Here is a 741-nt window from a genome sequence, read left to right as displayed (position 1 = left end):
TGTGATTTGACAACACAAACGTAAACTGGACATTAAAGTCCTAAACTTTAACAATATAGTTGTAAAAAAAGAGAGATTAAAAAAAATGTCAAATTTTACAGAAGCATATATTCCAAGTTTTGGATATGGTTGGTATAACGAATCTATTTCTTATGATGCTTTAACAGGTGTACATAAAAATCTATATGCAAAAACAGATCAAAAAGCTACTAATGGCAACCAACGAACAGATAATTCAAGTAACCCAAGTGGGTATCGTATTAGAGCAGGGTTTGTTGATCCTAAAAGTGATAAAAGATTTTGGAATGTATCCGGTACACACTATGAAACCCTAGATAATGGGCGAGCTGTTTCTCAATACACATCTGCAAAAGATTGCAATTTTAAATTTGGGCAGTTTTTATAAAATCTTATGAAAAAGAATAAAATTCTATTAATAGTTCTTGTGGTTGGTATTATTGTTTTAGGTATTGTAATTTTTATAAAATCTCAAGCAGTTACAGAAACAAAAAGATTGGGTAACGGTGAAAATACCAACCATAATGAAACGAGTTCATCTTCCAAACCATCTATCTAGTTTCCTTTGAAGAAGTTTTACCAATTTGGAAAGGCTAGGTTTACAACTATATTGTAAAAAACCTCTATTTTTCTAAACTGAAAAATCCATTGAGTTTAGAACTGTAATGTGGATTTATTCAATTAGATTTGATGTAAGTTGTTGATTTTACATTTTGCCAGTTT

At 30.0% G+C, this 741-nt stretch carries 1 protein-coding gene; it reads left to right on the top strand.

Annotation, left to right across the window (positions count from 1 at the left end; genetic code table 11):
- Positions 1-85 precede the first annotated feature (85 nt).
- Entirely contained in the window at positions 86-406 is a 321-nt protein-coding gene (locus PV763_RS17725) for a hypothetical protein (RefSeq protein WP_420938302.1), read from the top strand.
- The last annotated feature ends 335 nt before the right edge of the window (positions 407-741 follow it).

It is taken from the genome of Acinetobacter sp. AS5 (assembly GCF_048957595.1).
Lineage (GTDB): Bacteria > Pseudomonadota > Gammaproteobacteria > Pseudomonadales > Moraxellaceae > Acinetobacter.
Note: the sequence above shows the minus strand (reverse complement) of the source record. Positions and strands in the feature narration are given on the sequence as shown.